Here is a 23,301-nt window from a genome sequence, read left to right on the forward strand (position 1 = left end):
ACCTGCCTGTCCGATTGGAAGGGCTAGCGCATTAGCGCGCAGCCCTTGCTAACCACTCGCGCGCCAACACTGGTATTCGTTCCTCGACTTCACGGCCGAATATGATTTCAGACACCAATCCCATGTTCAGCATGTCTATCATTCTGCATAGATAGGATTTCCCGCATACCCACCACGTATAGCGCGCATCGACAATTAGCACGTGCTCTGCGCGAACACCTTCCTTCTTATGGAGCTCATCTAACTCCAAGCCGTCAAGAAGGGTTTCGTATACTCCGTCTGCAACACGGCTCCCGAAAGTAGTGGTGTAGTAGTACTCTTTGATCTCCCACACTGCGACTGGATTCACTACGGAGGGAAATGCCCCGTCTACCCGGCGAGCTAGCGTCCTTAATGGAACACCTTGGCGCGTGAAAGTTGTTAGCTGACTCGGCGAATAGTTACACCGCGCGTCGCCGATTGCTTCATAGATCAGCATATTCACCAAGCCAGTTAGATATGCTGGCGCCCTCTTTTCGTCAGATTGTTTGTTATTAGGTATCGGGCAAGTCGCGGGGGGATTAACCCTAGCATAGACCTTGTCAAACAATGCCTTAGCTTCAGCAACATCCATAAGGTTTGGCTTGACAAGATCGTTCAATACTTGTGCGCGATAGATGAAATATTGCTCCAGCTGTTTACCTAGTTCAGTGGGCTTATCGTCCAACAAGACCAATCGAGGATCGAGTCCCTGCCTGGTCAGTTCATGCGCCATATCTTTGGCGGTGTGAGTTTTCAGCGGCCCAGCCCCTTTGGGCTCTCCTCGTGGGGCGCGCTGCGTATAGCCCAGCCCTTCCGATAAAGATCGAACCAGCGCCCAGAAGCTGGCTGGCTGCTGCATAAACTCCGCGTTCCCCCTCATCGCATTCCCTTCTCAAACAATGAGATGAATTCTTGGAGACTTACGCCGAGGACCGCGCACAGATCAGCTAGCTCCACCAAATCCAAACGACGCTCCCCGCTCTCGTACTTGCTGACATACGATTGAGGCTTACCGAGAGCGGCAGCGACATCAGTCTGGGTCAGTCGGGCTTGGCTTCGTAGATCGCGGAGTAGTAGGGCAAGCAACGCGTGTCGGTCTGGGGCGGTAGTCATCACCGGAAACTCTAGGGCCAGCTTGTTGTCTATCCCAATTCAGGATATTCTTGTCGAATGAACCGCATGACAAAATTGCCGCCTCTCTCCATGCAAAGGCGGCGCGATGATTTCAAGGGCCAACTCCTGAAGTGGATTGGCAACAAACAGCGGTTCGCTGGAGAATTGATCTCCTACTTTCCCAGAGCCATAAATACTTATTTGGAACCATTTGTTGGCAGTGGTGCCGTTTTGGGCGCATTGGCTCCAAAGCATGCTATTGCTGGAGATGCGTTTAAGCCGCTTATCGAGATATGGACTGCGCTGAAAAGTGATCCAGAAAAAGTGATTGCTTGGTATAAAGAACGGCACGGCCTCATTGCTCAAATGGGCAAAGTGGAGGCCTACAAAGCGACTCTTGCGTCTTACAATCGTGCCGCCAATGGCGCGGACCTCCTTTTTCTATCGCGGACCTGCTATGGCGGGGTCGTTCGCTTTAGGAAATCAGATGGCTTCATGTCCACTCCTTGTGGGCCGCATACGCCAATGCCGCCACAAAATTTTGCGCATCGCGCCCATATATGGCACGAGCGAATTAAGGGCACAGAGTTTTATCACGCAGACTACCGAGAGCTAATGGAGCGCGCTAAACCCGGGGACTTGGTTTACTGCGATCCACCCTATGTCGACTCGCAATCCATCTTATACGGCGCACAAGAATTTCGACTTTCCGAATTGTTCACTGCCATCGAGTCCTGCAAGAGGCGTGGAGTATTTGTGGCCCTCAGCATTGATGGCACAAAGAAGTCCGGAAACGACGTCGTTCGTATTGAATCACCTGCAGATCTATTTAAGCGCGAAGCTCTAGTAAACTGTGGGCGCTCCATGCTGCGTCGTTTTCAAATGGATGGTCAGTCTCTAGAAGAAGAAGTTGTTGCTGATCGACTCTTGTTGACCTATTAGCCTGCGTAGCTCAAGGCTTGGTAATTCATGCTGCTGCCTGTGCGACCGCAGATTCATATAGAAAAAATTGATTGATGGTGCATTGACGGCTTGCTCGGAAGCCACGCCACACTCCACCTTTGGATCCGATCGTAGTTAGCTTACAAAGAGCGCTCTCACATGCCGCTATATCACGCAACATTGAGGGCCTATTCTTCAGGGCAAGAGGTTGTAGCGACGGTACCAACTACCTTCTACCCAGAAGCTGTTACAGAGATCGAGAAGTTTAGAGGGACACATCAGCCAAATAGGTCGTTCTGCCTATTTGCCACGGACGACCTTGATTTTTGCTACTACTTCGCCCTCAGGCAGCGCTTTGATCCCGAAAAGATCAACATCTATGAAGTACAGATGGCCTTGTACCACAAAGCCCCGATCGCAATTGTCCATACTCTTCAAAGACGAATTGAAAAAGGTGAGAGCCTAGGAAGGCTACCTGACGAATACTGGAACCCCACGGTAGCGTGGAAGTTCTGGGAATACTTCGGGTCAGCCATGACGATTGTTGGAGAAGTCCAAAAACCACAGATCGACCAGACGTTGATTTTCATTAAGTATCAGGGCGAGTCAAAGCTTGCCTCATCGCTGTGACCTAACAATTCATTCAAGTCGAGCTTGTTTCGTGGCCTCGATGTCAGCCTCAGATGAGTCGACTTAACTCCGGCGTTAGCTAGCTTAGGCGCACCAACCTGTTGACCTCCCCAGAGTTGGCGATTAGCTTATTTCGCCAGGTGCTCAACACACCTTTCCGCTAGCAACCCGCGTAAGGCGGGCTTGAGCCCGCCCTACATGGACCAGCTTCTGCAAGCTTCGTAGGGTGGGCCCTGGCCCACCGCCTTGTCGAGGCAGCGCAAACGGAATCGGGTTCATTTCCTCCCGGAGACGGGCGTGGATGAACCCGACCTCGTTCCCCGACATCCATCGGATGATTCGTCCGGCCCGGATCCGCGCAAGCGTCAAGGCACCCGCTTGCGATGAACCCTTGGCGCCACCGCTCGTTCGGCGGGTGGCGCGGACGGCGCGCCGGCAGTGCTTGCCGAACCTTGCGCCGACTCGGCGGGTGCAGGGGCCTGCGTATCGCGTTTGCTGGCCTTCTTCTCTTCCTGCTTCCTCTTCTTGGCCAGCTCGCGTTGGCGCTTCTCGAAGGCGTAGTTGGGTGTGATCGGCAAGAGGTTTCTCCAGTCAGTACAACGTAAGCGGGATGCCGCGCGTGGTGCGGTCCAGGTAGTCCTCCCGCACGGTATGGCAGTACGGCCCCGACATCGCGAAGCGGCGGCACACGCCCGGCCGGGTCTCGTAGATCGAACAGCGCATCCGCGCCGCATCGACGGCCACGCACCAGCCCTCCGCATCGCGCGCCATCACCGTCAGGCCCGCCGACGTGCATGCGGTCAGGTGCGCGGGAATGCGGTCTTCCGGCTGCAGCACCACGACCAGGCGACAGCACACCGCATCGCAGCTCGCGCACAACGGCACCTTCGCAGAGGCCGTCACGCGTCCAACCCGCGGCGGTAATGCAGCATCCGGCCGCGATGCGGCGGCCGGTCGAGGTCGTCCATCGGGCAGGGCTTCGAATCGACCGAAAACCCGCAATCAGCCATCAACTGGCTGAAACGCGCGCTGTTGCCCCGGCCCGGATCGGTGATCAACACCTCGGCACGGGCCTGCGCATGGTGCTGGACCACCGCGCTCAGCGCCTCCGCGCTTTCGCGCTCGTACAGGACATCGCTGGCGACGATCGCGTCGAAGCGGCCCAGCGCAGCCATCGGTCCGTCCCAGCGCATCTGCCGGTAATGCAGCGCGGGCAGGCCGTTGAGCGCGGCGTTGTACGCCAGGAACACTTCCGCCAGCGGATGCATGTCGGAAGCGACGACGTCGGCGCCGCGCTTCTGCAACACCAGGCTGGGCAGGCCGATCCCGCATCCGAGCTCCAGGATGCGCTTGCCGGCGATGTCGAAGCGCTGCATTGCCTGCGCCAGCAGCCGGCCCGCCGGCCAGACCTGGCCGAACAGGCTCCATTGCGCCGACGAGATCCCGATGCGGGCGCCGTGGCCGTCGGGATCGGCGAACTGCTGCTTGTCGCTGAGTACGCGCAGGCGATAGACATGGCCGCCAACGGTCTGGCGGGTCTCGCGGACCTGGTAGCCCGTCATGGGCGCTCCCGTGGGTGCGTCGAGCGGCCGAGGCCGGTGACGCGTGAAGGAAAGCGCAGCGAGCGACGGTGTCGGCGGTCGGACGGGACGCACGGATGTTGCGCCGACATCGTACGCGATAAGTCGCCTTGCAGCCTGAAGCGGGTAAAGGGAAGAACGCCTCGCGCTGCTCACGAACCGTCCACGCCAACGTTTCGGGGGAGAAAAAAAGAAAACGGCGGGGATCGCTCCCCGCCGCCGGCATTCCTTTTCCGTCTTCCTTCAATCGGCCCTGGACTCGGGAATGTTCACCTTGTCGATGCCATGGATCACGCCGTTCCTGGCCAGGATGTCCGGCCGGGTGACCTGGGCGCCTGCGATGCTGAGCTGCCCTTCCGACACCCGGACCGGCGCGGGCTGGCCATGCATCGTGCGGGCGGCCTGCCACTTGCCGACGTCGGAGGTAGTCCTGCGACCGCTGACCAGGTGGTAGTTCACCAGCGAAGCCAGTTCATCCTTGTTGGCCGGTTCGAGCAACCGGTCCAGCGCTCCTGCGGGCAACGCCGAGAACGCTTCATCGGTCGGTGCGAACAAGGTGTATTGATCGGTCCCGTCGAGGGACGCGGCCAGGCCCGCCTTGTCGATGGCGTTGGCGAAGGTTTCGAAGGACTTGTTGCTCTTGAGTGTGCCCAACAGGTTCTGTTGCCCGAAGCCTTCTTTCTGCTGCATTTCCATGAGGATTTTTTTCCTGCGTGATGATCCCGGAGAGGGATCGAATGGACGGCCAGGGCCGTGACCCGGCGAGACGCCAGGCGCAAGCTCAATGCGGAGGATGGGATGAGGTGATGCGCGGCTGAGCAGCCGATACGGAGTTGCACCGTAGCCGCAGCACCGTGCGCTTCATGCGGTTACGACAGCGTGATGTCCGTTGGTCGGAATGCGCGTTGTGCGTCGCCTCGACGTGCTAGCGTGGGCTCACGCGGCATTCCGACTTTGGCTAGCTACCGCGCCCGCTGTGTGCCGGGTAGCACAATGTCCGGAGCCGTCATGAACACCAAGCAGCATCGCGTCGTCCTGGGCGCATCCGCTTTCCAGCGCGCCGCCGTCATCCTCAACGAGCGCGCCGTGGAATGCGCCGAAAACGAAGGTTGGCCGATTCCGGCCGATGAGATCGAAGCGCCGCTGATCGTGGCGCGGGCAAGCGCCATGCGACGCGCGACCGCGCTGTTCCGCGAGCATGTGAGGGACGAGTTGCACTTCTGGTCCGGACGGACCGGAGCGCGGCGCAGGACGACATCGCCCGATGCGCTCCCCGCGTTACGGAGGCAGGGTTACTTTTCCGCGTTAGCGGATTCAAGTGGATCCGATCCGTTTCCGGTTTCCGGGCTCGTTATTCCGTCGGTACGCCAGTCCGCACGCTAAGCGGACGCAACGTCGCTCTCGTGCTGCCGCTTGGCGATGAACAGGGACGCCGCGGCTGACGCCACGGCACCGCCCGCGAGTTGCGCCACAACAAAGCCCCAGACATCCCCGGGCCGGATTCCCGCGAACGTCTGCGTCAGCGAGCGCGCGAGCGTCACCGCCGGATTGGCGAACGAGGTACTGGCGGTGAACCAGTACGCGGCGAAGATGTAGCTGGCGACCAGCGCCGGCACCGACGCCGGCCGGTGACGCACGCCGAGCAGGATCGTCAACACCAGACCGAAGGTCGCGACCGCCTCACTCAGCCACTGCGCATGACCCGTCCGCGCGTGGGTGCCCGGCTGGATCAGCGGCAGCTCGAACATCGCATGCGCCAACAGCACGCCCATGATCGCCGCCACGACCTGCACGCCGACATAGGCCAGTGCCTCCCGCGTGCTCAGCTCCCCGCGCAGCCGCATCACCAGCGTCACCACGGGATTGAAATGCGCGCCGGAGATCGGGCCGAACACCACGATCAGCACGTACAGCACGCCCGCCGTGGCGCCCGCATTGGCCAGCAAGGCGATCGCATCGTTTCCCCGGGCCAGGTTCACGCCCATGATCCCCGAACCGACCACGCACGCGAGCAGCAGCGCGGTGCCGAGGAACTCGGCCAGCAACTTCCGCCACAGAACCATCAGAGCGACGCCAGCAAAGTCTTGACGCGTTCGGCGATCTCGTCGCGCACCGCGCGATATCCGTCGTCGTCCATGTGTTTCGGATCCGGCAGCGCCCAATCCTCGCGGCGCTTGGCCGGCACCCACGGGCAGTTGTCGCCGCAACCCATGGTGACCACGGCATCGAACTCGCCTTCGATCTGGTCCAGCGACTTCGACGCATGGCGCGACAGGTCGTAACCCAGTTCGGCCATGAAACGGACCGCCTTCGGATTGATCTGGCCCGACGGCTTCGATCCGGCGCTGAACGCTTCGACCTGGTCGCCGCCGTAGAGATGGGCGAAGGCCTCGGCCATCTGGCTGCGGTTGGAATTCTCGACACAGACGAACAGCACGCGCTTCATGGAGAGACTTCCACGGACTTGATCATGCAGGTGGCCGAAGCCGGGCAGATGGAGCGGAATTCGGCGCTGTGCCGGACCGACGCCGGCGCCTGTTCGCGCGCGATCGCGGCATAGCCGCGCCTGGCGAAGAACGGCGCGGCGGTTTCGGTCAGCAACACGAGTTGCCGAAGTCCGAGCGCGGCCGCCCGCGCTTCGACCGCGCCGACCAGCCGCTCGCCAAGGCCACGGCCCCGCTGGCCGTCGCGCACCGCGAGCGAACGCAGCAGGCCGACATCGCCAAAGGATTCGAGTCCGACGACACCGATCAGGCCGGCAGCGTCGGTCGCCACGGTGAAATCGACGGCCGCCGTGCCGAGGTCATCGACCGGCAGGCGGCTGTCCCGCAACAGATCATGGATCGCCGCCTGGTCGTCGGCGGTGCCCGCACGCAGGTCCATGGCTCAGCAGCAGCCGGATTGCGGCGCGCAGCAGGACGTCGCCTGCTGCGGACGCGGCTTCATCGACGCTACGTCGGGACTGCAGGCCGCGCCGTCGGTCGCGCAAGCGGCATCGCCCGCGTGGTAAGTGGTGGCCTCGCCGAACGTGTGGAAGGTTTCCCAGCGCGTCCCCTGCGGGTCTTCGGTCCAGTTCTTGTCGGAGCGGGCGTAGCAGCAGATCGTCGCCGCTTCGGGAACCACCGCGCCGCCGGCGGCGTCCAGGCGTTTGCCGAGCGCGGCCAGCTCCTCGCTGCTGTCGACCTGGAAACCGAGATGGTCGATGCCCGGCGCGCGACCGGTGGTCGAGATGGCGAAGTTCACCCGCGGGTCCTCGAGCATCCACTTGGCGTAGTCGGGCTTGAGCACGGCCGGCTGGGCCGCGAACAGCTCGGAATAGAAACGGATGCTGGCATCGAGGTCGGCGACGTTGAGGTGCACGTGGAAGCGGTTCATGCGCGGGTTCCTGTCTTCTTGGGTTTGCAGGTCTGCGCGGGGCCGCAATCCACGGCGCCGGCGCAGCAGTTCTCGGTGAGGTAGCCGATCAGCGCGTTCATCTGCAGATAGTTCGCGCGCACCCGGATCACCCGCCCCTCGCGTTCGTCGTGGACCAGCGCGGCGGCGCGCAGCACGTTGAGGTGGGCGGTTAGCGTGGCCGGCGGCAGGTCCAGGCGCTCGCGCAGTTCGCCCACGGCAAGGCCATCGGGGCCGGCCTGGACCAGCGCACGGAACGCAGCCAGGCGGGATTCGTGGCTGAGCGCGCCGAGGGCCGAAAGAGCGGAAGGGGTCTTCATAATTCCAATATTCCGGAATTATGGAATTATGTCAATGGGGAGGGCGGAAACGAACCGCGTCCGTCGCAGTGAGCGTCAACGGCCCGTGGTTGCGGAAGCGCAGCGCTGGCCTAACGCCAGCCCGGCTTGCGCGAACTCGCCGGATGCGTGCGTTCGTCCAGCGCAGGCACCAGCGCCGCCAGCCCGACGCGCACGAACTCGCCGGAGCCGAGGTAATCGATCAGGCCCGTGCTCTTCGCGCCGACCCGTTCGCTGGACAGGAACACCTCTTCGTCCGCTTCCACCGGCCGCTGCGTGCTGCACAACCCGCGCGACACCCGCAGCACGCTGACCCCGGCCTTCTGCCACTTCGCGTCCGGCACGATCTTGTTCACCACCGAACTGTCGACCCAGACATCCACCCGATCGCCGGAAACCGACCGGCACTTGCCAATACCCACATCGAACGACACATCGCCTCCTAGTGGATGATGCCCGTCAGGGAAAAGAAATAGCCGCGTGCCTCCAGCATCATCCGCAGGCGCTTTTCCGCCCCGGCCCGGTCGAACGAATTGCTCGCCCACAAACCGTAGGAAGGACGCGAGGGATCGCGCAGCAGCGGCGCATTGCGGCTGACCCCGACATCCGTGGTCCGGCATGCGCTCGACCACAGGGCATGCAGGTCGTTGGGCCCGATCGACTGGCGCGGGCTCAGGTGCAGGATGAAGACCTTTCGATGTCGTGGCGCCATTGCTTCCTGTTCCCGGCTGAAACGCGAAGATCGCTCGGAGCCGAAGGGAAGGAAGTCCGCCGGAAGCGGCGGAGTGTCGTGGAAATGGACGACCGGTCAGCGCGACCAGATATACGCCGCCGCGGACGTCATCGCAAGCGCGCTGCGCCTTCGCTTGAGATGGTGTTCACGCGGATCAACGCGGTGCATGCAGTCGGTCGCGAGGATAGGAGATGCCCGGTTGCATTGGCGTGGTGTGGCGTCCATGTGTGGCGGGGAAGGCGGGCTTGAGCCCGCCCTACGCCGCGCAGGGCGGGCCCCTGGCCCACCGTCCCTGCCGCTGCGGGTTGCCAACGGCATGGCACAAACTGTCGGGTAAACTGCGCGTCCCGCCGTGGAGCCAACCCATGAGCAAGACCAACAAAACCGCCGGCAAGAAGGCCGCGCCGGCACCCGCGCCGGTTTCCCGCGCGCAGGCCGAGGACGCCGTCCGCACCCTGCTGACCTGGGCCGGCGAAGACCCGCGCCGCGAAGGCCTGCTGGACACCCCGCGCCGCGTGGTCGAAGCCTACGGCGACTGGTTCAGCGGCTATCGCGACGACCCGCGCGAATTCCTTGCCCGCACCTTCGAGGAAGTGGCCGGTTACGACGAGCTGATTGTGTTGCGCGACATCGACTACGAAAGCCATTGCGAACACCACATGGCTCCGATCATCGGCAAGGTCCACGTCGGCTACCTGCCCGACGGCAAGGTCGTCGGCATCAGCAAGCTGGCCCGCGTGGTCGAAACCTACGCGCGCCGCTTCCAGGTACAGGAAAAGATGACCGCGCAGATCGCCCAGTGCATCCAGGACGTGCTACAACCGCGCGGCGTCGGCGTGGTGGTCGAAGGCGCGCACGAATGCATGACCACCCGCGGCATCCACAAGCGCGGGGTCAGCATGATCACCTCGAAGATGCTGGGCACGTTCCGCAGCAACCCGAGCACGCGCGCGGAGTTCCTACGGTTCATCGACGTGGGCAATCACTCGCGCTGATTCGCTGTCGCTCGTCATCCCGCCTTTGCTCGTCATTCCCGCGCAGGCGGGAATCGCTCTGGCTTCTGGGTGGGGAGATCGCGGGAGTGGGTGGTTTTTCGGGCGAAAGGCAGCCGAGCGTGCTCGGCTCTACAAGGCAAAGGCAAGAGCAAGAGCGATTCCCGCCTGCGCGGGAATGACGAGCAAAAACAAGAACCAGTCGAGGTCCCCGCTTGAACTCCCCCGTCATCGGCAAGCAACGCCAGGCCGCGCTGGCCTTCATCTTCATCACCGTGCTGATCGACGTGCTGGCGTTCGGCGTGATCATCCCGGTGCTGCCGCACCTAGTGCAGCAGTTCGTCGGCGGCGACACCTCCACCGCCGCGTACTGGACCGGCGTGTTCTCGTTCGCGTTCTCCGCCGTGCAGTTCTTCAGCACCCCGATCCAGGGCGCGCTGGCCGACCGCTACGGCCGGCGGCCGGTGATCCTGCTGTCCTGCCTCGGCCTGGGCGCCGACTTCATCTTCATGGCCCTGGCGCCGAACCTGGCCTGGCTGTTCGTCGGCCGCATCATCAGCGCGGCGACCTCGGCCAGCTTCACCACCGCCAACGCCTACATCGCCGACGTCACCCCGCCCGAACAGCGCGCCAAGGGCTTCGGCATGATCGGCGCCGCTTTCGGCCTGGGCTTCATCGTCGGCCCGCTGATCGGCGGCGTGCTCGGCGACATCGACCATCGCCTGCCGTTCTGGTTCGCCGCGGGGCTGGCCCTGGTCAACTTCTGCTACGGCCTGTTCGTGCTGCCCGAATCGCTGCCGAAGGACAAGCGCACCGCCGCGTTCGACTGGCACCACGCCAAGCCGATGGGCGGGGTCAAGATGCTGCGCGAATACCCGCAGATCTGGGGCCTGGTCGCGGTGGTGTTCATCGCCAACTTCGCCCATTACGTGTATCCCAGCACCTTCGTGCTGTTCGCCGACGCCGCGTACGGCTGGAAGGAAAAGGAAGCCGGCTACGTGCTGGCGGCGGTCGGCGTGCTCAGCGTGATCGTCAACGTGGTGCTGATCGGCAAGGTGGTCAAGGCGCTGGGCGAACGCCGCGCGCTGCTGTTTGGCCTGGCCTGCGGCACGGTCGGCTTCCTGATCTACGGATTGGCGGCGAAGGGCTGGATGTTCCTCGCCGGCTTGCCGATCAGCGCGTTGTGGGCGATCGCCGCGCCGGCGACCCAGGCGCTGATCACCCGCCAGGTGCCGCCGGACGCGCAGGGCCGCATCCAGGGTTCGATGAGCAGTTTGATTTCGCTGGCTGGGATCTTCGCCCCGGCGGTGTTCGCCGGCGCGTTCGGTTTCTTCATCGGCCCGCATGCGCCGGTGCGCCTGCCGGGCGTGGCCTTCCTGATCGCGTCGCTGCTGTTGGCGATCGCCGCCTTCGTCGGCTGGCGCTACGCACGGCCGGCACCGGTCGCGGCGGCGACCGACGCGGCATGAAACGCAGCGAAGCCGAACTGCACGGCGTGCCCGTGCTGTGGCTGGAGAACGCGCATTGCCGCGCGGCGCTGTCGCTGCATGGCGGACAATTGCTGTCGTTCGCGCCGCACGGCGAAACCGATTGGCTGTGGCTGTCGCCGACGAGCAAGCGCCCGCCCGGCGCGGTGCGCGGCGGCGTGCCGGTGTGCTGGCCATATTTCGGCCGCGAAGGCCAGCCGGCGGACGCGCCGCAGCATGGTTTCGCCCGGACTTCGACGTGGTCGCTGGACGAGTTGCACGAAGACGGCGACGACATCGTGGTCGAACTGTCGCTGCCGGCGAACGATGCCTCGCCGCTGCGCCTGCAGCAGACGCTGCGCCTGGGCCGTTCGCTGCAGCAGTCGCTGTCCACGACCAATGCGGGCGGGCGCACGGTCCCGTTCACCCAGGCCCTGCATACCTACTTCCGCGTCGGCGATGCGCTGCGTGCGACGCTGCACGGCGTCGCCGGCCTGCGTTACGCCGACAAGTACGATGGCGCCGAGCACCTGCAAAGCGGCGACTGGAATCTTGCCGATCCGCGCGATCCGGGCCGCAGCGACCGCATCTATCGCGATGCGCATGGCGAGTTCGTGTTGGAAGATCCCGCACTTGGCCGTCGCCTGCGCATCCGCAGTGCCGGCAGCCGCTCGCTGGTGGTGTGGAATCCGGGCGAGACCGGCGTGGTCGCGCTCGGCGATGTGCCGACGTCGGAATGGCGCGGATTCGTCTGCGTCGAAGTCGCCAATGCCGGCGCGGACATCGTCGAACTCGCACCCGGCGCATGCCACATTCTGGTGCAAACGGTTACCGCAGCGCCGTTCATCTGATCGCGCACTGCCGCACCTGAAACTGAACCGCCTTTCCGCGACGGCGTGGACGCATCGGCGTAGATTTCGCGTTGGTTCGATCTGGAACACCGATTCGGGCGGGCGAGGCATGCCAGGCGAAGTGACGGACTTCATCCAGGATTTCCATGCGACGAACGTGCCCTGGGATGCGCGCGGCGCGCCCGAACGGGGTGCCACGCTGACCCGGATCCTGGTGCGCATCTCGCGCGGCGCGTTGCAGGAAGCGCACCTCGAATCGATCCTGCAGGGCATCTGCGAATGCCTGGTTTCGGAGTTGCCGGTGGCCATCGCCAGCGTGATCCTGCTGGACCAGGCCAACACCCATTTCATCCAGGAGGTGTACGCCGGCGAGATGACCGCCTCGCCGCTCGCCGCCGATGGTTACTGGCCGGTCAGTCGCGGCCTCGCCGGGCGCTGCGTGCGCAGCGGCAAGCCGCAGCTGGTGACCGACGTGAGCCTCGATCCCGACTACGTGGCGGGCAATTCGCGCGCGCGTTCCGAATACCTGGTGCCGATCCGCCACGGCCATCGCCTGCATGGCGTGCTGAACCTGGAAAGCGAGCGCACCGATTTCTTCACCGACGAAACCACCGCGGTGTTCGACGCGGTGGCCGACCTCGTCGCCGGAGCGATCCACTTCGCGCGCATGGCCGGCGAACTGCAGCAGGCCAATCGTCGGCTGGAGGAACTGTCGATGATCGATGGCCTCACCGGCATCGGCAATCGCCGCCGTTTCGACCGGCAGTTGCAGGAGGAATGGGCACGCATGGCGCGGCAACGCCGCCCGTTGGCCCTGCTGGTCATCGACGCCGACATGTTCAAGGCGCTGAACGATGCCTGCGGCCATCTGTACGGCGACGAATGCCTGCGCGAACTGGCCCGGCTGTGCGCCGGCTTCGCAGTCGAGCGGATGGGATTGGCCGCGCGTTTCGGGGGCGAGGAACTGGTGCTGCTGTTGCCGGGCCATGACCTGGTCGCGGCGACCCAGGTCGCCGAAAACCTGCGCGCCGCGGTCGCGTCGCGCGGGCTGCTGCATCCGCAATCGCCGGTGGCCAACCACGTGACCGTCAGCGTCGGCGTCGCCGCATGGGTGCCGGACATCGCCCGTCCGCCGGAGCGGCTGATCGCCTGCGCCGATCGTGCGCTGTACGCGGCCAAGCTCGAGGGCCGCAACCGGGTGCAGGCGCAGGCCGAGGAATGAGCCCCTGCGGCGGCGCTGCCACCCGCAGCGCCGCCGCCCGCGTGTTCGCGTCTATTCGTTCTCGACGCTGAGGATGTTGCCGCTGTCGGCATCGAGGCGGATGCGCACGTTCTTGCCGTTCTCGCGTTCGGCCTCGGCCTTCCAGATGCCGTCGTCGAAGTCGATGTCGTGGATTTCCGAATAGCCGGCCGCGGTCAGCTTGGCCTTGACGTCGTCCTTGCTCAGCGACGCCACCTGGGTATCGGCATGGATGACGTCGCCGTTCGGGCTGAGGGTCAGGTCGACGCGGTTGCCGTCGGCGCTGGTCGCGTCGGCGCGCCACATGCCGCGGCTGAAACGCAGGTCGTCGATGCGCGTGTAGCCCTTCTCGGTCAGCAGCGCGCGCACCTGCGGTTCGGTCGCCGCATCGCCACGCTCTTGCGCCTGCGCCGCGGAGGCGCAGGCGATGATGGCAAGGAACAGGATCGAATGATGGATTCGCATGGAGGCGGCTCCTGCAGTGGACGTGCAGGGAGTGTGCCGCGCAGTCATGTACTCGTGGATGAACTCACGGCACGTCCACATCGCCGAATTTCCGCTGAGCATCGTGATGCGGATGCAGTCGCATTTTCTCGGCGTTTCTGGCGTTAACGCCGTTTCTATCTTGCTGTCTGCAACCTGTCGCACACTCGTGAAAACCACGCCGTGGGAGTGGTTGCGGCAGCAACCGGTAAGTCGCGATGCTTTTTGACGGAAAGCGAATCAGGCCGTGCTCTACGAGAAAGGGCAGAACAAAAGCATCGCGACTTACGTCGCTCCCACAACAATTGAATGGGCTTATTCGCGCAACCTCGCGCGCCGCTTCGCCGCTTCGGCCCAGCGCTGCGCGACCAGCGGCGAGGTCGAACACACCGCCTGGTCGGTGACCGTGGTGACCGCGCGCTCCAGCAGCTGGATGTCGGCTTCATGCTGGCGCGCGACGTGCGGGTCCTCGAAGAAGATCGCTCGCTGGCAACGTCCTTCCAGCACCAGGTCGGCGATCTGCGCATCGCCGCCCATCGGGCCGCTGTGGTAGCGCACCGCCCACGGCTTGTCCGCCGGCCAGCCACGGCTCCATGCCAGTTCGTTGAGGCGCTGGCCGGTGGTGCCGGTGGCGACGCGGCGCTGGAAGCGCGACAGCAGGTCGAAATGCGTGTCGGCGAATTCGAGCATCCTCGGCTTCATCGCGTCGTGGGCGATCAGCGCCAGGGTCTGCGCTTCGAAGGCGTGGAAGCCATCGGCGCCCGGATCGGGCGCGAAGCCGGCGTGGATGCGTTCCATCTCGATCCAGTCGCGCGCCGAGGCGACGGTGGACAGGAACGGCTTGCCGTGGATGACGCACTGGCGCTTCAGCGCGGTCGCCTCCGGGAACACCGACGAGGGATCGACCGGATCGATGAAATAGATCGCGCCGTCGAGATTGCGCTCGGCGCCTTCCAGGCCGACGACTTCGGCGACCAGCTTCATCAGCCCGCCGTCGCGGCCGTAGGGATAGCGCTTCAGCGGCTCGTAGCCGCGCAGCATGCCGGCCGCGGCGATGGCGTCATGGGTGCGTCCGACCGCATGCAGGCCCAGCCGCAGTTCGCGAATGCCGGTCTCGCAGGCGCGCAGCCAGCGGAATAGGGCGGCGTTTTCGTTGGCGTGGTGCAGCTTGTTGGCGGCGAGGCCCAGGCGCATGTCTGTCGGCGTCGTATGAGATGTCGACAGTGTACGGTGTGGGAGCGACGTAAGTCGCGATGCTTTTTTGGGCGGCTTCGATGGCGAAACTGAAAGGCATCGCGACTTACCGGTTGCGGCATGCCGCAACCACTCCCACACCGACTGTTCTACTTCGACGCCTTCACCGCGACCCGCCAATCCTCGCCCGGCTTGTCCGGCACGAACACCAGCACGTCGCCGTTGATGCAGTAGCGCTTGCCGGTCGGCGGCGGGCCATCGTCGAACACGTGGCCGAGGTGGATGCCGGAACTGGCGCTGACCACTTCGGTGCGGACCATGCCCTGCGAACGGTCCACGCGTTCGACCACCGCACCCGGCAGCGGATTGAAGAAGCTCGGCCAGCCGGTGCCGCTGTGGAACTTCGTGTCGCTGCGGAACAGCGGCGCGCCGCTGACCGGATCGACATAGGTGCCGTTGCGTTGTTCGTCGAGGTTGGAACCGGTGAACGGGATTTCGGTGCCCTTCTCGAAGGCGATGCGGCGCTGCTCCGGAGTCAGCAGGCGCTGGCCCAGCCACGACCAGAAACGCGCCTGGTCGCCGTTGTAGCCGGTGTAGCGCGAGACCTCGACGCCCTTCTCGAACAGCACGATGGTCGGCGTGGCGAACAGGGCCTTCTGCAGGGTCCAGCCGGACGGCGGCTGCGCGCTGAGCGTGGTCGCGACCGGCACCGGGCTCTTCCATTTCGACAGCACCTCGGCGTGGAACTTGGCGCAGTACGGGCATTCCTCGGCCTCGAACACCACCAACTGGCGCTGCGCCGACAGCTTGGCCGCGTCCAGCGGCGCGTGCGCGGCGGTCGCGGCCGGCATCGTGCTGGCGTCGTCGGCCGCGGCGAGGGCGCTGGCCGGATAGCGCACGCCGGTGCCGCCGAGGCCGCAATAGCCGTTCGGGTTCTTGGCCAGGTAATCCTGGTGGTAGTTCTCGGCGCGGTTGTAGTTGCGCAGCGGCGCGATTTCGGTGGTGATCTTGCCGCGCCCGGCCTGGCTCAACGCCTGCTGGTAGGCGTCGCGGGTCTTCAGCGCCAACTGGTGCTGGAATTCGTCGGCGTAGAAGATCGCGCTGCGGTAGTTGCTGCCGACGTCGTTGCCCTGGCGGTCGCCCTGGGTCGGATCGTGGTTTTCCCAGAAGCCGACCAGCACTTTCTCCAGCGTGGTCCTGCCCGGGTCGAAGCTGACCTTGACCACCTCGGCGTGGTTGCGCGCGGTGCTCTTGCCGGCCTGCAGGCGCAGTTCCTGATTGTGCAGGTCTTCGTAACGCACCCTGGCATCGTCGCCGCCGGCGTAACCGGCTTCGACATCGACCACGCCGGGCAACGCGCCCATGCGCTTCTCCGCGCCCCAGAAACAGCCCATGCCGAGCACGATGGACTCGGTCTTCGCGTTCGGGTTGGCGGGACTGGCGGCGACGGCGGGCGCCGCAGCGCCGCCGGAACCGCAGGCGACCAGGGCCAGCAGGGCGGCCGGCATCAGCAATCGGAACAATGGCTTGAACATGGAAGCGCCCTCCAAAGACATGTATGCGGCGGTCCGTGGCTAATCGTCCGCCTTTTTCGCGGGGATGGCGACGAAAACCGCGCGCGGGTCAGCGGGAAGTCAGCCGGCGGTGCCGCAGCTTGGCTGGTTCCGCTGCTAGTACCGATTAGAGGGGGCAAGGGCGGAAAAAGATTCGCCGAAATTGCTGGGTGTGGGAGTGGTTGCGGCAGCAACCGGCGGTCGCGATGCCTTTCGTTCAGATTGCCGCCCCCGTTCGCACTTCCCCCTTGACCAGCCATTCGGCTGTTGAAAGCGAAAAAGGGGGATCGAGGGGGATTTGCTTCTAGCGGCGAGTCGCGCAAATCCCCCCGCCGGCCTTTGGCCGTCGGCCCCCTTTGAAAAAGGGGGCGACGGGATTCAAACCAGCAGCATCTGCGCGATGCTTTGCGCCGCATCGCGGCCTTCGGCCACCGCGGTGACCACCAGGTCGGCGCCGCGCACGCAGTCGCCGCCGGCGAACAGCTTCGGGTTCGTGGTCTGGTACGGCAGGCGCTCGCCGCCGCCGGCGACGATGCGGCCGTTCGGCGTGGCTTCCACGCCCTGCGACGCCAACCACTCCGGCAGGGTCGGCGAGAAGCCGAAGGCGATGATCACCACGTCCGCATCCAGCAGCGATTCGCTGCCCTCGATCGGCACCGCGCTGCGGCGGCCGCGTTCGTCGGGTTCGCCCAGCCGGGTTTCCACCACCTGCACGCCGCTCGCATTGCCGTCGGCATCGCCGACGATGGCCAGCGGCTGGCGATTGAACAGGAAGCGCACGCCTTCCTCGCGCGCGTTGGCGACCTCGCGCGCGCTGCCGGGCATGTTGGCCTCGTCGCGGCGGTAGGCGCAGGTGACTTTCGCCGCGCCCAGCCGCACCGCGCTGCGCACGCAGTCCATGCCGGTGTCGCCGCCACCGAGCACGACCACGCGCTTGCCTTCGAGGCTGGGCAGCGCGAGCTGGTCCTCCCAGCCGGCGATCGGCCGGCCCCAGGGATCGTTGCCGCCGACGATGCGCCCGTTCTGTACCAGGAACGGCAGTGCCGGCAGCACGTTCTTCAGGTCCTGGCCCGCCAGGCCGCCGTCGGTGTAGCGGTAGGCGCCGGTACCGAGGAACACCGCGTCGAATTCGGCCAGCAACTCGTCCATGGTCACGTCGCGGCCGATCTCGACACCGAGGCGGAATTCGACGCCCATGCCTTCCAGCACTTCGCGGCGGCGGGCGATGACCCGCTTCTCCAGCTTGAAGGTCGGGATGCCGAACTGCAGCAGGCCGCCGATCTGTTCGTAGCGGTCGAACACCACCGCGTGGATGCCGGCGCGCGCCAGCCTATCCGCACAACCGATGCCGGCCGGGCCGGCGCCGATCACCGCGACGCGCTTGCCGGTGGCTTCGACGCCGGTCAGGTCGGGGCGCCAGCCCTTTTCCAGCGCGGTGTCGACGATGTACTTCTCGACCGCGCCGATGGTCACCGCGCCGAATTCCTCCAGCGTGCAGCTGCCTTCGCACAGGCGGTCCTGCGGGCAAACCCGGCCGCAGACTTCCGGCAGCGGATTGGTCGAATGGCACAGCGCCGCGGCTTCCTCGATGCGGTTTTCCTGCACCAGTTGCAGCCATTGCGGGATGGCGTTGTGCACCGGGCATTTCCAGCTGCAATACGGGTTGCCGCAATCGAGGCAGCGCCCGGCCTGGTACTGCGCCTCTTCCTTGCCGAACTTGCCGTACAGCTCGCCCCAGTCGCCGGAAGTGCGCAGCTCCACCGGGATGCGCTGCGGCATGGTGCGCGGCAGTTCGAGGAACTGGAAGACTTGTTTCTTGCTCATGGGGTCGCAACCGTGGTCATGTGTGCGCGTAACCGCCTCTGTTCGTCATTCCGGCGAAAGCCGGAATCCATTTTGCTTTTGCTCTGCTCCTGGAAATCCTGGAAGGCCAAGGCAACGGCAAAAATGGATCCCAGCTTTCGCTGGGATGACGGCAAGGATTTCATGCCGCCCTCCGCAACGCTTCGGTCAGCGATTCGATGCTCGCCGCCTTCGGCTTCACCAGCCAGAACTTGCCGATGTAGTCGCGGAACTCGTCGAGGATCTGCTGCGCCCAGATGCTGCCGGTCAGCTCGCGGTGGCGCTGGATCAGCTTGTGGATGTGCTGGCGGTAGTTCTCGAAGCCTTCCGGTGAAATCCGGTGGATGTCGATCAGTTCGTGGTTGTAGCGGTCGACGAAATCGCGGTCCAGGTCGAGCACGTAGGCCAGGCCGCCGGTGAAGCCTGCGCCGAAGTTCAGCCCGGTGCGGCCCAGCACCATGACGATGCCGTCGGTCATGTACTCGCAGCAGTGGTCGCCGGCGCCTTCGATCACCGCCAGCGCGCCGGAGTTGCGCACTGCGAAGCGCTCGCCGGCGCGGCCCGCGGCGAACAGCTCGCCGCCGGTGGCGCCGTACAGGCAGGTGTTGCCGAGGATCGGCGTGCTGCGCGCCTCGAAGCGCGCGCCGCGCGGCGGACGCAGCACCAGCTGGCCGCCGGCCATGCCCTTGCCGACGTAATCATTGGCTTCGCCTTCCAGCTCCATCTGCAGGCCGCCGGCGTTGAACGCGCCGAAGCTCTGCCCGGCGGTGCCGCGGAAGCGCAGGGTCACCGGTGCGTCGGCCATGCCGAGGTTGCCGTGGCGACGGGCGATCTCGCCGGACAGGCGCGCGCCGATGCTGCGGTCGGTGTTGTGGATCAGGAAGCGGTGCTCGCCGCCGGACTTCTTCGCGATCGCATCGGCGAGCAGGCCGTCCATCTGCGTGGCCAGGCTGTCGGGCGATTCGTACAGGCGTTGCGCGGCGCAACTTTCGCCATCGACCTGCACGCCCTTCAGCAGCCGCGACAGGTCCACGTGCACGCCTGCGCGTGGCGACGCGTCGATTTGCTCGAGCAGGTCGGTGCGGCCGACGATCTCGTCCAGCGACTTCGCGCCGAGGTACGACAGCCACTGGCGCACTTCTTCGCTGAGCAGGCGGAAGAAGTTCTCCACCCGTTCCGGCAGGCCGGTGAAGTATTGCGAACGCAGGCGTTCGTCCTGGGTGGCCACGCCGGTCGCGCAGTTGTTGAGGTGGCAGATGCGCAGGTACTTGCAGCCGAGCACGATCATCGGCGCGGTGCCGAAGCCGAAGCTGTCGGCGCCGAGCAGCGCGGCCTTGACCACGTCCAGGCCGGTCTTCAGGCCGCCGTCGGTCTGCAGGATGGTGCGCTCGCGCAACTGGTTCACCACCAGCGCGTGGTGCGCCTCGGCCACGCCCAGTTCCCACGGCACGCCGGCGTAGCGGATCGAGGAGATCGGCGAAGCGCCGGTGCCGCCGTCGTGGCCGGAGATGGTGATCAGGTCCGCACCGGCTTTCACCACGCCGGCGGCGATCGTGCCGACGCCCGCATGCGACACCAGCTTCACCGACACCAGCGCCTGCGGATTGACCTGCTTCAGGTCGAAGATCAGCTGGGCGAGGTCTTCGATCGAATAGATGTCGTGGTGCGGCGGCGGCGAGATCAGGCCGATGCCGGGCTTGGCGTAGCGCAGGCGCGCGATCAGGTCGTTGACCTTGTGCCCGGGCAACTGGCCGCCTTCGCCGGGCTTGGCGCCCTGCGCGACCTTGATCTGCAGCACTTCGGCGTTGACCAGGTATTCGGGAGTGACGCCGAAGCGGCCCGAGGCGACCTGCTTGATCTTGCTGCGCTTGTCGGTGCCGTAGCGCGCCGGGTCTTCGCCGCCTTCGCCGGAATTGCTGCGCCCGCCGAGGCGGTTCATCGCGATGGCCAGCGCTTCGTGCGCTTCCGGCGACAGCGCGCCGAGCGAGATCGCCGCGGTGTCGAAGCGGCGCAACAGGTCGGACGCATCGGCGACTTGGTCCAGCGGCGTCGGCGTATCGGCCTTCTTCAGTTGCAGCAGGTCGCGCAGCGCCGATGGCGGGCGCGAGTTGACCGCGTCGGCGTAGGCCTGCCAGTCGCGTGCGTCGCCGCTGCGCGTCGCGCGCTGCAGGGTCATCACCACGTCCGGGTTGTACATGTGGTACTCGCCGCCGTGCACGTACTTCAGCAGGCCGCCGACTTCCGGCTTCTGCAGTTCGTTCCAGGCTTTGCCGGACAGTTCGCGGGCTTCGGTGTCGAGGCGGGCGAAGCCGACGCCGCCGACCCGTGCCGCGGTTTCGGGAAAGCACAGTTCGACCACGTCCGCATCCAGGCCGACGATTTCGAACAGTTGCGCTCCGCGATAGCTGGCGACGGTGGCGATGCCCATCTTCGAGATGATCTTGGACAGGCCCTTGTAGATGCCCTTGCGGTAGCTGCGGCCGATCTGCGCCTGCTCGCCGGCCTTCTTCAGGCTGAGGATGCCGCGCCGGCCCAGGTCGAACAGGGTCTGGTAGGCGAGGTACGGATACACCGCGGTGGCGCCGAAGCCGAGCAAACAGGCCATGTGGTGCGCATCGCGCGCGGTGCCGGTTTCGATCACCAGGTTGACGTCGCAACGCAGTCCGGCGCGGGACAGGTGGTGGTGCACCGCGCCGGTGGCCAGCAGCGCGTGCGCCATCGGGCGTTCCGGCGTCGGGTAACGGTCGGACAGCAGCAACAGCACCACGCCTTCGCGCGCGGCCTGTTCGGCTTCGCGGCAGATGCGTTCCAGCCCGGCCTTCAGGCCTTCCTCGACCGAATACGACAGGTCGATCAGACGATGCTTGCCGTCGTAGTGCGGCATCTTCAGCATCTGCCGCAGCTTGCGCTGGCTCAGCACCGGCGAGTTCAGCAGGATGTGGTTCACCGTCTCCGGGCCGGCGGCGAAGATGTTGGTCTCCTTGCCGAGCTGGGTCGCCAGCGACATCACGCAGTCTTCGCGCAACGGATCGATCGGCGGGTTGGTGACCTGGGCGAAGGCCTGGCGGAAGTAGTCGTACAGCGGCCGGGTCTGCCGGCTCAGCACCGCCATCGGCGTGTCGTCGCCCATCGAGCCGGTCGCTTCCTGCTCGGTTTCGGCCAGCGGACGCAGTACCTGTTCCACTTCCTCGGTGCTGAGCTGGTACAGCTTGTGGTAGCTGCCGAGGGTCTTCTCGTCGAACGGTTCCTCGGCCAGCGACGGATCGATCAGCTCGGTCTGCAGGTAGGTCAGGCCCTTGTGCAGCCACTGCTTGTACGGCGCGCGGCCGCGGTTGATGCGGTCGATGGCTTCGCTGTCGAGCAGGTCGCCGCGCTTCAGGTCGATGGCCATCATTTCGCCGGGGCCGAGCTTGCCCTTGCGCACCACGCGCTCGGCCGGCACTTCCCACACGCCGGCTTCGCTGGCGACGATGAAGTGGCGGTCGGAGGTCAGCATCCAGCGCGCCGGGCGCAGGCCGTTGCGGTCCAGCGTGCACGCGGCGTAGCGCGCGTCGCAGGCGACGATGCCGGCCGGGCCGTCCCACGGCTCGGTGTTGAGGCCGTAGAACTCGTAGAACGCGGCGAGGTCGGCGTCCTTGAATTCCAGCGACTGGGTAGCCGGCGGCACCAGGATGCGCAGCGCCTGGATCAGCTCCATGCCGCCGGCGACCAGCAGTTCGAGCATGTTGTCGAGGCTCTGCGAATCGGAGCCGTGCATCGAGATGACCGGATCGAATTCGGCGATGTCGAAGCGCGGCGTCTTCCACACCTTGCTGCGCGCTTGCGCCCAGCGGCGGTTGCCTTCGATGGTGTTGATCTCGCCGTTATGGGCGAGCACGCGGAACGGATGCGCCAGCGGCCAGCGCGGCAGGGTGTTGGTGGAGAAGCGCTGGTGGAATACGACGGCGCTGCTGGCCAGGTCGCTGCGCTGCAGGTCCGGGTAGAAGCGGGCCAGCTTGTCCGGCAGCACCATGCCCTTGTAGCCGATGCTGTGCGGGGCCAGGGTCACCACGTAGAAATCGGGCGCACTATCGCGCAGCGATTGCTCGGCGCGGCGGCGGGCCAGGAACAGGGCCAGGGCGAAGGCTTCGTCCTTCTGCCCGGCGCCGGCGTCCACGAACACCTGCTCGATGTGCGGCAAGGTGTCCTTGGCCAGTTCGCCGCACACCGAAGCGTCGGTCGGCGGCACGCGCCAGCCCTTGATCGTCGCGCCGGCGCGGAACAGTTCGGCTTCCAGGGTGGCGCGGCATTGCGCGGCCAGCGCTTCATCGCGCGGCAGGAACACCAGGCCGGCGGCGAAGCGTTCGCCGACTTCGATGCTCGCTTCCTTCGCCAATGCGCGCAGGAACGCGTCCGGTTTGCGGATCAGCAGGCCGCAGCCGTCGCCGGTCAGGCCATCGGCGGCGACGCCGCCACGGTGGGTCATGCGCGACAGCGCGTTGATCGCGGTATCGACGATCGCGCGCGAGGGCTGGTCGTCGAGCTGCGCGATCATGCCGAAGCCGCAGGCATCGCGTTCGTCGCGGGGGTCGTACAGACCCGGATTGCTGTGTGGTTGGCTCTGGCGCGAAGCCATGGCGCTACCTCAAACCGTCGGAGACGGCGACACCGCGCCCTGCCCGTCAGCCGCGCGTAGGAAATGTCACCGGAGCCCCGACTAAACCACAGATGCTGCGGTGCCGCAAGCTGAATACGGCATGCAAGTCATTGGTTTCAAAAGCAACTTTGGTTGGCCGGCCAGTCGAAGTCCCCATTGCCGAACACTCCCGACGTGGGAGTGGTTGCGGCAGCAACCGGTAAGTCGCGATGCTTTTGTTCGGGCGTCGATGGTGAAGCTGAAAAGCATCGCGACTTACGTCGCTCCCACACCCGGCTTTCTCGCGGTTGTGGT

25 protein-coding genes are annotated in these 23,301 nt (G+C 65.3%); 7 read left to right on the forward strand and 18 right to left on the reverse strand.

Annotated elements, in window-relative coordinates; genetic code table 11:
* Positions 1-31: 31 nt before the first annotated feature.
* Positions 32-880 (reverse strand): DUF7687 domain-containing protein, encoded by an 849-nt coding sequence (locus J5837_RS06025; protein WP_210535787.1) that lies wholly within the window; start codon positions 878-880, stop codon positions 32-34.
* Between the two features lie 17 nt (positions 881-897).
* Positions 898-1,134 carry a helix-turn-helix domain-containing protein gene (locus J5837_RS06030; protein ID WP_210535788.1) on the reverse strand — a complete coding sequence of 79 codons (237 nt, stop codon included), beginning with the start codon at positions 1,132-1,134 and terminating at the stop codon, positions 898-900.
* A gap of 57 nt (positions 1,135-1,191) precedes the next feature.
* On the opposite strand from J5837_RS06030, the gene J5837_RS06035 reads away from it, so the two are divergent.
* Together J5837_RS06035 and J5837_RS06040 are read left to right on the forward strand one after the other, a co-directional pair.
* Positions 1,192-2,076, forward strand: coding sequence for a DNA adenine methylase (locus tag J5837_RS06035; RefSeq protein WP_244755661.1), 885 nt, complete (start codon positions 1,192-1,194; stop codon positions 2,074-2,076).
* Between the two features lie 159 nt (positions 2,077-2,235).
* Positions 2,236-2,706 (forward strand): hypothetical protein, encoded by a 471-nt coding sequence (locus J5837_RS06040; RefSeq protein WP_210535789.1) that lies wholly within the window; start codon positions 2,236-2,238, stop codon positions 2,704-2,706.
* Positions 2,707-3,071: 365 nt separating this feature from the next.
* On the opposite strand, the gene J5837_RS06045 is transcribed toward J5837_RS06040, so the two are convergent.
* The 4 genes from J5837_RS06045 to J5837_RS06060 all read right to left on the reverse strand — a co-directional run bounded on the left by J5837_RS06045 (position 3,072) and on the right by J5837_RS06060 (position 4,976).
* Entirely contained in the window at positions 3,072-3,284 is a 213-nt protein-coding gene (locus J5837_RS06045) for a hypothetical protein (protein WP_210536197.1), read from the reverse strand.
* Positions 3,285-3,297: 13 nt separating this feature from the next.
* The gene (locus J5837_RS06050; RefSeq protein ID WP_342345508.1) at positions 3,298-3,609 is read right to left on the reverse strand and encodes a YkgJ family cysteine cluster protein; all 312 of its coding nucleotides are present in this window, start codon (positions 3,607-3,609) and stop codon (positions 3,298-3,300) included.
* On the reverse strand, positions 3,606-4,268 hold the full coding sequence (locus tag J5837_RS06055) for a class I SAM-dependent methyltransferase (RefSeq protein ID WP_210535791.1): 663 nt from the start codon (positions 4,266-4,268) through the stop codon (positions 3,606-3,608). The genes J5837_RS06050 and J5837_RS06055 overlap by 4 nt, the downstream gene beginning before the upstream one ends.
* 261 nt (positions 4,269-4,529) lie before the next feature.
* On the reverse strand, positions 4,530-4,976 hold the full coding sequence (locus J5837_RS06060) for a fasciclin domain-containing protein (RefSeq protein ID WP_210535792.1): 447 nt from the start codon (positions 4,974-4,976) through the stop codon (positions 4,530-4,532).
* Between the two features lie 318 nt (positions 4,977-5,294).
* On the opposite strand from J5837_RS06060, the gene J5837_RS06065 reads away from it, so the two are divergent.
* Positions 5,295-5,669 (forward strand): hypothetical protein, encoded by a 375-nt coding sequence (locus J5837_RS06065; protein ID WP_210535793.1) that lies wholly within the window; start codon positions 5,295-5,297, stop codon positions 5,667-5,669.
* On the opposite strand, the gene J5837_RS06070 is transcribed toward J5837_RS06065, so the two are convergent.
* The 7 genes from J5837_RS06070 to J5837_RS06100 all read right to left on the reverse strand — a co-directional run bounded on the left by J5837_RS06070 (position 5,666) and on the right by J5837_RS06100 (position 8,729).
* Entirely contained in the window at positions 5,666-6,349 is a 684-nt protein-coding gene (locus J5837_RS06070) for an MIP/aquaporin family protein (protein ID WP_280518201.1), read from the reverse strand. The genes J5837_RS06065 and J5837_RS06070 overlap by 4 nt on opposite strands.
* Positions 6,349-6,732 (reverse strand): arsenate reductase ArsC, encoded by a 384-nt coding sequence (locus J5837_RS06075; protein WP_210535794.1) that lies wholly within the window; start codon positions 6,730-6,732, stop codon positions 6,349-6,351. Before J5837_RS06075 ends, J5837_RS06070 begins: the two co-directional genes overlap by 1 nt.
* Positions 6,729-7,169 carry an arsenic resistance N-acetyltransferase ArsN2 gene (arsN2, locus tag J5837_RS06080; protein ID WP_210535795.1) on the reverse strand — a complete coding sequence of 147 codons (441 nt, stop codon included), beginning with the start codon at positions 7,167-7,169 and terminating at the stop codon, positions 6,729-6,731. Before arsN2 ends, J5837_RS06075 begins: the two co-directional genes overlap by 4 nt.
* A gap of 3 nt (positions 7,170-7,172) precedes the next feature.
* Entirely contained in the window at positions 7,173-7,661 is a 489-nt protein-coding gene (locus tag J5837_RS06085; RefSeq protein WP_210535796.1) for an ArsI/CadI family heavy metal resistance metalloenzyme, read from the reverse strand.
* Positions 7,658-7,999, reverse strand: a complete 342-nt coding sequence (locus tag J5837_RS06090; protein ID WP_210535797.1) for an ArsR/SmtB family transcription factor — start codon at positions 7,997-7,999, stop codon at positions 7,658-7,660. Before J5837_RS06090 ends, J5837_RS06085 begins: the two co-directional genes overlap by 4 nt.
* 110 nt (positions 8,000-8,109) lie before the next feature.
* A complete protein-coding gene (locus tag J5837_RS06095) occupies positions 8,110-8,400 on the reverse strand; it encodes a hypothetical protein (protein ID WP_210535798.1) in 291 nt (96 codons plus the stop codon).
* Positions 8,401-8,459: 59 nt separating this feature from the next.
* The gene (locus tag J5837_RS06100) at positions 8,460-8,729 is read right to left on the reverse strand and encodes a hypothetical protein (protein ID WP_210535799.1); all 270 of its coding nucleotides are present in this window, start codon (positions 8,727-8,729) and stop codon (positions 8,460-8,462) included.
* A 386-nt stretch (positions 8,730-9,115) separates the two neighbouring features.
* On the opposite strand from J5837_RS06100, the gene folE reads away from it, so the two are divergent.
* The 4 genes from folE to J5837_RS06120 all read left to right on the forward strand — a co-directional run bounded on the left by folE (position 9,116) and on the right by J5837_RS06120 (position 13,281).
* Positions 9,116-9,745: a GTP cyclohydrolase I FolE gene (folE, locus tag J5837_RS06105; protein ID WP_210535800.1), complete on the forward strand. Its 630-nt coding sequence runs from the start codon at positions 9,116-9,118 to the stop codon at positions 9,743-9,745.
* A gap of 212 nt (positions 9,746-9,957) precedes the next feature.
* Positions 9,958-11,211 carry a TCR/Tet family MFS transporter gene (locus J5837_RS06110; protein WP_210535801.1) on the forward strand — a complete coding sequence of 418 codons (1,254 nt, stop codon included), beginning with the start codon at positions 9,958-9,960 and terminating at the stop codon, positions 11,209-11,211.
* Positions 11,208-12,059, forward strand: a complete 852-nt coding sequence (locus J5837_RS06115; protein WP_210535802.1) for a D-hexose-6-phosphate mutarotase — start codon at positions 11,208-11,210, stop codon at positions 12,057-12,059. The genes J5837_RS06110 and J5837_RS06115 overlap by 4 nt, the downstream gene beginning before the upstream one ends.
* A 109-nt stretch (positions 12,060-12,168) precedes the next feature.
* The gene (locus J5837_RS06120) at positions 12,169-13,281 is read left to right on the forward strand and encodes a sensor domain-containing diguanylate cyclase (protein ID WP_210535803.1); all 1,113 of its coding nucleotides are present in this window, start codon (positions 12,169-12,171) and stop codon (positions 13,279-13,281) included.
* A gap of 51 nt (positions 13,282-13,332) precedes the next feature.
* On the opposite strand, the gene J5837_RS06125 is transcribed toward J5837_RS06120, so the two are convergent.
* The 5 genes from J5837_RS06125 to gltB form a co-directional block, all read right to left on the reverse strand.
* On the reverse strand, positions 13,333-13,764 hold the full coding sequence (locus J5837_RS06125) for a PepSY domain-containing protein (protein ID WP_210535804.1): 432 nt from the start codon (positions 13,762-13,764) through the stop codon (positions 13,333-13,335).
* Positions 13,765-14,097: 333 nt separating this feature from the next.
* Positions 14,098-14,976, reverse strand: coding sequence for a methylglyoxal synthase (locus J5837_RS06130; protein WP_210535805.1), 879 nt, complete (start codon positions 14,974-14,976; stop codon positions 14,098-14,100).
* 149 nt (positions 14,977-15,125) lie between these two features.
* Positions 15,126-16,511 carry a peptide-methionine (S)-S-oxide reductase MsrA gene (gene msrA, locus J5837_RS16355; protein WP_244755664.1) on the reverse strand — a complete coding sequence of 462 codons (1,386 nt, stop codon included), beginning with the start codon at positions 16,509-16,511 and terminating at the stop codon, positions 15,126-15,128.
* A 396-nt stretch (positions 16,512-16,907) separates the two neighbouring features.
* Entirely contained in the window at positions 16,908-18,353 is a 1,446-nt protein-coding gene (locus J5837_RS06150; RefSeq protein ID WP_210535806.1) for an FAD-dependent oxidoreductase, read from the reverse strand.
* A gap of 160 nt (positions 18,354-18,513) precedes the next feature.
* Entirely contained in the window at positions 18,514-22,986 is a 4,473-nt protein-coding gene (gene gltB / locus J5837_RS06155) for a glutamate synthase large subunit (protein ID WP_210535807.1), read from the reverse strand.
* Positions 22,987-23,301 lie beyond the last annotated feature (315 nt).

The organism is Pseudoxanthomonas helianthi (assembly GCF_017939625.1).
GTDB lineage: Bacteria > Pseudomonadota > Gammaproteobacteria > Xanthomonadales > Xanthomonadaceae > Pseudoxanthomonas_A > Pseudoxanthomonas_A helianthi.

Coding starts and splice junctions, on each gene's coding strand:
- J5837_RS06025 (WP_210535787.1), bottom strand. CDS start 880: ATGCAGCAGCCAGCCAGCTTCTGGGCGCTGGTTCGATCTTTATCGGAA.
- J5837_RS06030 (WP_210535788.1), bottom strand. CDS start 1,134: ATGACTACCGCCCCAGACCGACACGCGTTGCTTGCCCTACTACTCCGC.
- J5837_RS06035 (WP_244755661.1), top strand. CDS start 1,192: ATGAACCGCATGACAAAATTGCCGCCTCTCTCCATGCAAAGGCGGCGC.
- J5837_RS06040 (WP_210535789.1), top strand. CDS start 2,236: ATGCCGCTATATCACGCAACATTGAGGGCCTATTCTTCAGGGCAAGAG.
- J5837_RS06055 (WP_210535791.1), bottom strand. CDS start 4,268: ATGACGGGCTACCAGGTCCGCGAGACCCGCCAGACCGTTGGCGGCCAT.
- J5837_RS06060 (WP_210535792.1), bottom strand. CDS start 4,976: ATGCAGCAGAAAGAAGGCTTCGGGCAACAGAACCTGTTGGGCACACTC.
- J5837_RS06065 (WP_210535793.1), top strand. CDS start 5,295: ATGAACACCAAGCAGCATCGCGTCGTCCTGGGCGCATCCGCTTTCCAG.
- J5837_RS06070 (WP_280518201.1), bottom strand. CDS start 6,349: ATGGTTCTGTGGCGGAAGTTGCTGGCCGAGTTCCTCGGCACCGCGCTG.
- J5837_RS06075 (WP_210535794.1), bottom strand. CDS start 6,732: ATGAAGCGCGTGCTGTTCGTCTGTGTCGAGAATTCCAACCGCAGCCAG.
- arsN2 (WP_210535795.1), bottom strand. CDS start 7,169: ATGGACCTGCGTGCGGGCACCGCCGACGACCAGGCGGCGATCCATGAT.
- J5837_RS06085 (WP_210535796.1), bottom strand. CDS start 7,661: ATGAACCGCTTCCACGTGCACCTCAACGTCGCCGACCTCGATGCCAGC.
- J5837_RS06090 (WP_210535797.1), bottom strand. CDS start 7,999: ATGAAGACCCCTTCCGCTCTTTCGGCCCTCGGCGCGCTCAGCCACGAA.
- J5837_RS06100 (WP_210535799.1), bottom strand. CDS start 8,729: ATGGCGCCACGACATCGAAAGGTCTTCATCCTGCACCTGAGCCCGCGC.
- folE (WP_210535800.1), top strand. CDS start 9,116: ATGAGCAAGACCAACAAAACCGCCGGCAAGAAGGCCGCGCCGGCACCC.
- J5837_RS06115 (WP_210535802.1), top strand. CDS start 11,208: ATGAAACGCAGCGAAGCCGAACTGCACGGCGTGCCCGTGCTGTGGCTG.
- J5837_RS06120 (WP_210535803.1), top strand. CDS start 12,169: ATGCCAGGCGAAGTGACGGACTTCATCCAGGATTTCCATGCGACGAAC.
- J5837_RS06125 (WP_210535804.1), bottom strand. CDS start 13,764: ATGCGAATCCATCATTCGATCCTGTTCCTTGCCATCATCGCCTGCGCC.
- J5837_RS06130 (WP_210535805.1), bottom strand. CDS start 14,976: ATGCGCCTGGGCCTCGCCGCCAACAAGCTGCACCACGCCAACGAAAAC.
- msrA (WP_244755664.1), bottom strand. CDS start 16,511: ATGTTCAAGCCATTGTTCCGATTGCTGATGCCGGCCGCCCTGCTGGCC.
- J5837_RS06150 (WP_210535806.1), bottom strand. CDS start 18,353: ATGAGCAAGAAACAAGTCTTCCAGTTCCTCGAACTGCCGCGCACCATG.
- gltB (WP_210535807.1), bottom strand. CDS start 22,986: ATGGCTTCGCGCCAGAGCCAACCACACAGCAATCCGGGTCTGTACGAC.